The sequence below is a fragment of the Dietzia sp. HMSC21D01 genome, assembly GCF_001815995.1.
In the GTDB taxonomy this organism is placed as follows: Bacteria; Actinomycetota; Actinomycetes; order Mycobacteriales; family Mycobacteriaceae; genus Dietzia; species Dietzia cinnamea.
Map to the genome: position 1 here is coordinate 1 of NZ_KV823639.1, position 7,465 is coordinate 7,465.

Consider the following 7,465-nt stretch of genomic DNA (forward strand, 5'->3'; position numbering starts at 1 on the left):
GAAGCGTACTTCGTGGTCGTCTGGTCTGTCGTTCTCCGTCGAGGATGTCGGGGTGATTGCTCATGCCGGGGTCATCGCGCCACGTCTTCTGGCTGATCGCGTCGGCCTGACCGCCGAGCTGTCGGGGGCCATGGCGCAGCGCCGATCCATCCCGATCCATGACCGTGGCAGGGTGTTGACCGATGTCGCGGTGATGCTCACAGGTGGCGGCACGTCCATCGCCGACATCCGCGTCCTGCGCCACCAATCCACTGTCCTGGGCCCGGTCGCCTCCTCTCCGACGGTGTGGCGCACCCTGGACGAGGTCACCGCCGGAAAACGCAAGAAGATCCAGGTCGCCCGTGCCCGCACGCGGCGGCACGTGTGGTCCCAGCTGCCCGGCGGGGTGCCGGCCTCCAAGTGCGCGGGCCGGGACCTGGGATCGACGATCGTGCTCGATGTGGACGCCACCATCGTGGTCACCCACAGCGAGAAGGAACAGAGCGCGCCAACCTACAAGCGCACCTTCGGCTACCACCCGATCGGCGTCTGGTGCGACAACACGACCGAGTTCCTCGCCGCGAGCCTGCGGCCGGGCAACGCCGGGTCCAACACCGCCGCCGACCACATCGACGTCCTGGGCCAAGCGATCGCGCAGATCCCCGCTACCCATCGGCGTGATGTGCTGATTCGCTCCGACGGCGCCGGCGCCTCCCATGACCTGTTGGAGTGGATCTCCGAGCAGAATCGGATCCGTGGTCGGCGGGTGGAGTACTCGGTCGGCTTCTCGATCACCGCCGGAATCCGCCGGGCCATCGCGATCGCCCCCGACACCGCGTGGGGGCCAGCGGTGAATCAAGACGGCGACCTGAGGCCGGGCGCGGAGATCGCCGAGCTGACTGGACTGCTGCCGCCCAGGATGCTCGCCAAGTGGCCCGACGGGATGCGGGTCATCGTCCGCCGTGAGCGGCCCCACCCCGGCGCCCAGTTGTCGATGTTCGAGGAACTCGACGGGTGGCGCTACCAGGCGTTCGCCACCAACACCGCCACCGGTCAACTGCAGTTCCTCGAGGCCAGGCATCGGGCGCACGCCCGGGTGGAGGACCGGATCCGCCACGCAAAAGACACCGGCCTGGGCCGTCTGCCCTCGCGAGAGTTCGCTCTCAACCAGGCATGGCTGGTGGCGGTGATGATCGCCGCTGACCTCGTAGCGTGGACCCGGATGGTGGCCTGCACCGGCGCCGCCACCATCCTCGCAGCGTGTGAGCCCAAAGCGATGCGCTACCGCTTCCTCCACGTCGCCGCCCTACTGACCCGCAGCAGCCGACGTAGACGGGTCAAAATCCCCGAGACCTGGCCCTGGGCCACCGCCATCGAAGCGGTGTTCCACACGATCGCCGCGATCCCCAAACCGGCCTGACCCCACCTGCCCACCCACGACAGCACCACCGGGAGACCCGCTCACCGGCAGCGCCAGCCGGCGCCCAAACACGTCTACACGACCCGCCGGACACAACATCCGTAGAGAACCGACTCCATCACGCCCGATGAATCAGCGGGGTTAGGGGCACGGTCATGGCACACCTTGCAGGGCTTGCCCTGGGTCTACTGATCACGTGGGCGCTCTTCCCGGCCCTCGGCCGCGTGGGCGGTGCCCTCGTGCTGGTGGTTGGTCTTATGGGCGCAATGTCGAGCGGGCCGTGGGCGGGCTGGACGATCGCAACAGGGGCTGCTCTGTGGCTTAGTGGTGGCTGGTTGCACGCGCTCAAGACGTCCCGGTACTCGTCGAACCTGGCAGGGGTTCTGTTCGAGCACACGCCCTTGAAGTGGACGCTCTGCCAGCACTGGGCGGGTGCGCGTCGCTCCCGCGCCGCAGCGCGCGGGGCGCACGGTTACGTCCCCCGGCAGATGTGGCAGCCAGGCCAACGCTGACACACCCTACGACCCGCAGAAGCGCTACGGGCCCCGCCAGTTGGCGGGGCGTCTGCGTTCGCGGGGGAAGTAGTTAGAACAGTGTCGGGAGGTCGCGGTGATCGACCCTTCCGACGGCCTCGGCGTAGGCGACAGCGTCTCATCCGTTGCGGATCGCGGCGCGGACAGCGAGTGCTCGCTGGGCGCGGGTGCGTCCGTCTCCGGTGGCGCGATTGGCGTCGGCGCGACAGCAGGCCACGGCGTAGCGCAGGATCGCGGTCTGGTGTGGAGGGGATGACATGCCCGTCGTCGACCCGGACGCACAGTGGTTCGCTGCACCGGTGCTCGCCGACGGTATAGGAATCGTCGTCGCCGTAGGCCAACAGGAGTGCGAAGCGGTGAGCGCTCATGGTGCGGGAGACGCCGTCGCGCCGCCAGGTGATGACTGGTAACCCGCAGGTATTCGGTATGTGTCCAATTGGCTTACTTGGGGCCGGTTAGGCCCAGGGGGCTCGGATCGCGCTGATCCTGAGGCACGTGCTTCGGATTGATCTGCTCAGGATATTCGTGCGATCAGGAGTTAATTCAAGCCCAGCCAGCGTGGCGATGTCGTCAGCAACTTGCTGAACGGTCCGGTTCGTAGTGTCGAGGTGGCTGGCGAACGCTGGGGCGGAGAGGACTCTAATTGCGGTTTCGGATTGACGCTGGGCGTAAGAAGCGATGACATCTCCGCGCGTGCGCAATCGGCGTTGAAGTTCTCCGAGTCCAGTCATCAGGGTGACATGGAGCACTCGGTGTTCCGCTTGACGGACGGGATCGAGCAGTCGGGTCAGCGTTGCTGTATCGGTTACGGTTTGAGGAGCGATGACCGTTCCGCCAGTGCGGTCCAGAATGTCGATCATTGTCGAGCTCGTTGCGGTTATCCAGGCGTCGAGGCTGCGATAGTCCGGGCGTGCGGTTCGCGGGTACATGCGGCGCAAGCCGAAGCCGACATGCTCCGGATCTGCGAGCTGGGCCGCTGGTAGTCTTCGTGTCAGATTTGCAGCGGTGTGGGTCTTCCCGCTGCCATGAGGACCGTTGATCCAGATTAGCGTGCCTTTTGCCCGGTCAGTCATAAGTTGCACACTACTGACCGGAGTTCCCCGGTCTTGGAAACCCGGGTCAGCGCTGGTGGGGGTTTTCTCTGTTGTGGAGTCACCATAAAGCCAAGGGCTCGCCGACAGCGAAGGCGCTCTTGATGCGTTCGTCGATCACGTTCGCTGGTTGATGCGCGGACAGTGCGGTGCGGATGGTGTCGGCGATGGCGCGGGAGAGACCGGCGGGGCCGCGGGTGTCGGCCAGGGGGGCTGCCCGGGCTGTGTCGGCGGGCGAGTGAGCTGTCCCGGTTTTCTCGGACAGGTGTTGTGTGGTGATCATGCCGCGGCGGCGGCGGTCTCGGAACGGTTCTCGTAGTCGACGGGGCTGACGTAGCCGAGCGCCGAGTGGCGACGCCTGGGGTTGTACCAGGACTCGATCCATTCGAAGATCGCCTGTGTCAGCTCGGCACGGGTGGCCCAGGAGCGGCGGTCGAGCAGTTCGATCTGCATCGATCCGAAAAATGACTCCATGAGCGAGTTGTCGTAGGCTTATCCGGCTAATCGGGGGCCTGATGGTCCGTTGGCCGGATAACGCAGTCAGCGGCGCATGCGGCGGAGTTGCTCGTCGTGGCGTCGCACTGCTTCTGCGAGGGTGTTGACCGCGGTTCGCAGCGTCGTGAGCTCATCGGTGAGCGCGGTCATCGGAGTTTCGGGATGCTTGTGGTGCTCGATGATGCTGCGCAGTACGGTGCTGCGATAGATCGTTGAGCGGCTAAGTCCGGTGGCGGCTGCGATCGCGACGATAGTGACCGGCCTGCCTTCGTGGGCCAGGTCTGTGCAGGCGCGTTCGACGAGGTTGATCTTGTCGCGGGCGGTCATCCTGCAGCGGCTTCCGTGTCGGCGATGAGCGCATCGAGGCGGTCCAGGAGCTTGTGGTGACGGTCGGCTTCGTCGATCCACCCTCGGCTTTCGGCGTCGCGGGCAAGTGCTTCGGCGTCGATGCGTTGGGCCGCCAGGATCGGCAGTGATGAAGGCTCGGTGCGGTAGCTGGGGCAGTGACCGCACCGGTGACCGCGCCGCAGCACCAGGTCGGCATGCACCCTCCGGACGCCGTAGGTGCCCCGACTCGCGGCATAGATGTCGATGATCTCGTTCGGCAGATGCGCGTCGGTGATCTCGCGTTCCGTCGGCGGACGCACGGCTATCGCGTCGTAGTACGACGATCGCGGTACCTGCAGGACCCGGCAGACCACCGCCACGGGGAACCCGTCGGCGGCGAGGTCATGGATCAGCCGGGCCACTATTTTGGGAGCACGTTCTCTCGGGCGAAGTACGCCGAGGCTCGTTTGAGGATCTCGATCTCCATCGCCTGGACACGGTTCTCACGGCGTAGACGCGCCAGTTCCGCACGCTCGTCGCTCGTCAGACCGGACTTATGCCCCTCGTCGACGTCGGCCTGGTCCATCCACCGGCGCAGACAGGACTCGCTGATCCCCAGGTCCCGGGCGATCTCGGCGATCGGTTTCTCCCGCAGACGAGCAAGCTCAACAGCTCGGCGCCGAAATTCCGGCGGCTTGGCAGCAGGCATCCTGGACTCCCTCCCGAAGCGATCATCCGCCTCAGATCCGGTGTCCGAAACCCCCGGGACAGCTCAGGAGCCGAGCGCGAGGTCGAGAGGGGGCGGTCAAATGGAGGTCGCCACCGATAACGCAGTACTGTCAGCGCCTCGCGAGCGTCTCGATATGGCCGGAGTGAGCGCCACCGCTCGGGACCAACCCGAGGAGCCTGTCTCACCCTCTGCGCTTTACTGGGCGAATGCACTGGTGCGATGATCCTCCGATGGCATCACCCCAGGGCTTCCTCAGTGAGGAACACCAGCAGCGTTGGGTGCGCGCGACCTACTCAATCCGGGCGTGCGAACTCGCTCTGGACGGTGCGGTCGATCCGATCCCCGCCAGCCTCCTCGCGTGCGCCGATGCGTTGTACCCGTGGGAAAAGGTGTCGGCGTGGTCGCACAATTACCTGTGCGCGGGCATCGAGCACATGCTGCTGTGGGCCGACCTGGTGGCGCCGTACTCGTTCGACGAAGCCCATGTTAATAATGTGCGATACCGGCCGTACTTGCTCATGGGCAGGGCCGGTCTTGAGTCTGGAGCACATGCGGTCTGGCTGCTGGCCGATGTTGACGACCCACGTGAGTGCGTGCGTCGGCTACTGCGGATGATGTACAAGGACTTCGGGTACGAGCGCAAGGCACAGCTGGCTGGGGGATACCCTGTCGAGCGCATTGACCAGCGGATGGCTGACACCGTGCAGCGCGCCGGCGACCTCGGAGCTGGTGCCTCACCGAAGGACAAACCGCCTGGATACGAGGGGCTTGTTCGCCAGGCGGCGGAAACGGTCGGCGGTGACGCCGACCGTTGGTCGTTCCTATGGAACGCGGCCAGCGGAGCGGGGCACGGTCAAAACTGGTTCGGCATGGTCGGCTACGACGTCGAGATCGGTGAGGAGTACGAGCCTGGCCATTTTCGCAGCACACGGATGCCGGACCCCGTCTTCATCACAGAGGTTGTAGAGGCCGCTGCCGCCACCTTGCAATGGGGTGTCCTGCGGTGGCTTCACCTCGCCGGTTACCCGCTGACTCGACTTACTGAGTCGGCTCTGCGTGTGCATGAACGCATGCCGAAAAAGGCCTGAACGACACCTTCCGGCCGACTATCAACAGGGGTGTGAGAGAGCATCGGCATCCGTTGATGTTTTCAGGACAGGATGTCTGCAGCGCGAAGTAGGATCTCGCCGGTGCGGGCCGCGTGTTGCTTCTTCCGACGTAGCAGCTCGTCTAGCAGGATCTTCCCGTCGAGCACCATCGCCAAGTCGTAACCCTCTGCGAGCAGTAACAATCGTCGGCCACCTTCTCCGCTCAGAGCCACGGCGTTGGGCTGGAAGCCACTGATGGAGAGAAACAACCCAAGGGTGTTGTCCAGCTTGCGACGCACTTTTTCTGCGAAAATCGACAGGTCGGAAGTGGTGCTCAGCTCCTGCGTCCATTTTGCCTCCAGGAGGTAGTCGGTTCCTTCGAACGTGAAGGCGCCGTCGATCTGTTCCCCTTGAATGCGGAACGGTCCCTTTACGTCGATGTCGTATAGGGCAAAGAGCCGATTGAGCAGGTTTTCCAGGGCATAGCCACGCGCCTGCGCTTGCTGGGAGTGCATAGAAATGAACTCGGCGTTCAGCTCCGATGTCTCACGTGCGAGCGCCTGTTTCTGCTCGGCGCGCTCCTGGTCAAGGCGGCGACGTTGCGCTGCCGCCTCTGCTTCCGACCGCATAGCGCGGTACGGTCCGACCATGTCCTGAAGGACTCTGAGTGCCGCGATTGCGGACTCATACTTGGCGGCACCGTCATCGAGCCGCTTCAGTGAGGAAGGATCGATCTCAGCTGTTGCCAAGATCAGCGCGACTAGGGTGTCGAAGTACCGGTGCTGGTTGTCAGCGAGCGTAGTGACTAGTTGACGGACGATGGCTCTCTTATACGAACCGCCCCAGTCGAGCTGAGCGATCAGCTCGGGTTCGCCGGTGGCGCTGCGCAGGAATGCTCTCAGATCGTTTTTGAACCAGTAAGCAGTAGCCAAGGCCTCTTGCAGCGGCACAAGCACTGCAGGGGACACCCTCTTCGTAGCCATCAGCACAGTCTAGTTTTATGGGCTGGCGTAGTTCGTCAGAGCTTGCGCACAAAACTGGTGGGTGTCGGCTCGAAGCGGACAAAATCAATGCAATGGGAGCCGGAACCGTGAAGGCAGACGACCGAGCGTGCCTGCCTTCACCCTTGTCATAACGTCTGGTTATCGGTCGGTGCGCCTTGTGGTGACGAGACCCTGTCGGTGGGCGAGGTTGTTGGGTTAGTCCTCTCGGAGAGTTCCCATGTTATTGGGGTTGGCCGGGCACCAAGTTCGTCGTCGCTGCTCTCGCGTCTGATGCCGGCGGTTTGATCAGTGGGTCTCGTCCTAAGGGAGTGCTGACCAGCCTGTCTGGTAACGTCAGCCGCGGAACCGACCGCATCTAGCCGTCCCTTGCCGGGATGGGCGGGTGCCAGGGAACCCGGTGAGATTCCGGGACTGGCGCGCAGCGGTGTGGGGTACCGAACCGGCAGGATGCCACTGGACTTTGTCCGGGAAGGCGCCGGGGAGGGTTGATCCCGAGTCCGAATACCTGTCGGTTCCGCGACATCCGAGCGAACCTCGCGCACAGGTTCCGAAGAGACAAGGTCAGACGTGGACTTCACGTATGAGCCCGTCGGCGTGGGGATCAGCACCCTGGCCGAGCGGGCTATCACGACATCACCGGTACCCCACAGATCGCGACCCGATCCCGACGATCCGAACTGGCGCGGTGTCACCGAGCTGTGTGATCCCGCTACTTGGCGGGAGATCGGCCACCAGTACTCGCGCAGTCTGGGGACTGCTCATGCGGCACCCGGGTTGCTGTGTTCGCTTCAGCACTAC

10 protein-coding genes, 1 pseudogene and 1 riboswitch are annotated in these 7,465 nt (G+C 64.4%); of the genes and pseudogenes, 3 read left to right on the top strand and 8 right to left on the bottom strand.

The window, feature by feature from the left end; genetic code table 11:
* Nucleotides 1-1,399: IS1380 family transposase (locus HMPREF3086_RS01030; protein WP_246830838.1), on the top strand; the 1,399-nt coding region annotated here is incomplete at its 5' end.
* A 651-nt stretch (nt 1,400-2,050) separates the two neighbouring features.
* Here HMPREF3086_RS01030 and HMPREF3086_RS18755 read toward each other — a convergent pair.
* The 7 genes and pseudogenes from HMPREF3086_RS18755 to HMPREF3086_RS01055 form a co-directional block, all read right to left on the bottom strand.
* Nucleotides 2,051-2,191, bottom strand: a complete 141-nt coding sequence (locus HMPREF3086_RS18755; RefSeq protein ID WP_156482646.1) for a hypothetical protein — start codon at nt 2,189-2,191, stop codon at nt 2,051-2,053.
* 196 nt (nt 2,192-2,387) lie between these two features.
* Nucleotides 2,388-3,005 (bottom strand): AAA family ATPase, encoded by a 618-nt coding sequence (locus HMPREF3086_RS17760; RefSeq protein ID WP_083324207.1) that lies wholly within the window; start codon nt 3,003-3,005, stop codon nt 2,388-2,390.
* A 79-nt stretch (nt 3,006-3,084) separates the two neighbouring features.
* Nucleotides 3,085-3,306, bottom strand: a complete 222-nt coding sequence (locus HMPREF3086_RS01040) for a hypothetical protein (protein ID WP_061230109.1) — start codon at nt 3,304-3,306, stop codon at nt 3,085-3,087.
* Nucleotides 3,303-3,500, bottom strand: a pseudogene (locus HMPREF3086_RS17765) (IS3 family transposase); the annotation flags it as partial. The gene HMPREF3086_RS01040 and the pseudogene HMPREF3086_RS17765, both read right to left, overlap by 4 nt.
* Nucleotides 3,501-3,563: 63 nt before the next feature.
* Nucleotides 3,564-3,845: a DUF6262 family protein gene (locus HMPREF3086_RS01045; protein ID WP_061230110.1), complete on the bottom strand. Its 282-nt coding sequence runs from the start codon at nt 3,843-3,845 to the stop codon at nt 3,564-3,566.
* Complete coding sequence (locus HMPREF3086_RS19215) at nt 3,842-4,267, bottom strand: IS3 family transposase (RefSeq protein ID WP_204649519.1); 426 nt, start codon at nt 4,265-4,267, stop codon at nt 3,842-3,844. Before HMPREF3086_RS19215 ends, HMPREF3086_RS01045 begins: the two co-directional genes overlap by 4 nt.
* The gene (locus HMPREF3086_RS01055) at nt 4,267-4,554 is read right to left on the bottom strand and encodes a transposase (protein WP_061230111.1); all 288 of its coding nucleotides are present in this window, start codon (nt 4,552-4,554) and stop codon (nt 4,267-4,269) included. Before HMPREF3086_RS01055 ends, HMPREF3086_RS19215 begins: the two co-directional genes overlap by 1 nt.
* 251 nt (nt 4,555-4,805) lie before the next feature.
* Here HMPREF3086_RS01055 and HMPREF3086_RS01060 point away from each other — a divergent pair, with 251 nt between their 5' ends.
* The gene (locus tag HMPREF3086_RS01060) at nt 4,806-5,663 is read left to right on the top strand and encodes a hypothetical protein (RefSeq protein WP_070719741.1); all 858 of its coding nucleotides are present in this window, start codon (nt 4,806-4,808) and stop codon (nt 5,661-5,663) included.
* A 62-nt stretch (nt 5,664-5,725) separates the two neighbouring features.
* Here the strand turns inward: HMPREF3086_RS01060 and HMPREF3086_RS01065 are convergent, their stop codons facing one another.
* Nucleotides 5,726-6,646 (bottom strand): hypothetical protein, encoded by a 921-nt coding sequence (locus HMPREF3086_RS01065; protein WP_070719742.1) that lies wholly within the window; start codon nt 6,644-6,646, stop codon nt 5,726-5,728.
* Between the two features lie 364 nt (nt 6,647-7,010).
* Nucleotides 7,011-7,195, top strand: a riboswitch (cobalamin riboswitch).
* A gap of 39 nt (nt 7,196-7,234) precedes the next feature.
* Between HMPREF3086_RS01065 and HMPREF3086_RS19220 the strand changes: the two genes are divergently transcribed.
* On the top strand, nt 7,235-7,465 hold a 231-nt coding region (locus HMPREF3086_RS19220; protein WP_210401811.1), incomplete at its 3' end, for a hypothetical protein.

Excerpts from the sequence above, each read along its gene's own strand:
- HMPREF3086_RS01040 (WP_061230109.1), bottom strand. The coding sequence starts at position 3,306 with ATGATCACCACACAACACCTGTCCGAGAAAACCGGGACAGCTCACTCG.
- HMPREF3086_RS01045 (WP_061230110.1), bottom strand. The coding sequence starts at position 3,845 with ATGACCGCCCGCGACAAGATCAACCTCGTCGAACGCGCCTGCACAGAC.
- HMPREF3086_RS17760 (WP_083324207.1), bottom strand. The coding sequence starts at position 3,005 with ATGACTGACCGGGCAAAAGGCACGCTAATCTGGATCAACGGTCCTCAT.
- HMPREF3086_RS18755 (WP_156482646.1), bottom strand. The coding sequence starts at position 2,191 with ATGTCATCCCCTCCACACCAGACCGCGATCCTGCGCTACGCCGTGGCC.
- HMPREF3086_RS01060 (WP_070719741.1), top strand. The coding sequence starts at position 4,806 with ATGGCATCACCCCAGGGCTTCCTCAGTGAGGAACACCAGCAGCGTTGG.
- HMPREF3086_RS01065 (WP_070719742.1), bottom strand. The coding sequence starts at position 6,646 with ATGGCTACGAAGAGGGTGTCCCCTGCAGTGCTTGTGCCGCTGCAAGAG.
- HMPREF3086_RS01055 (WP_061230111.1), bottom strand. The coding sequence starts at position 4,554 with ATGCCTGCTGCCAAGCCGCCGGAATTTCGGCGCCGAGCTGTTGAGCTT.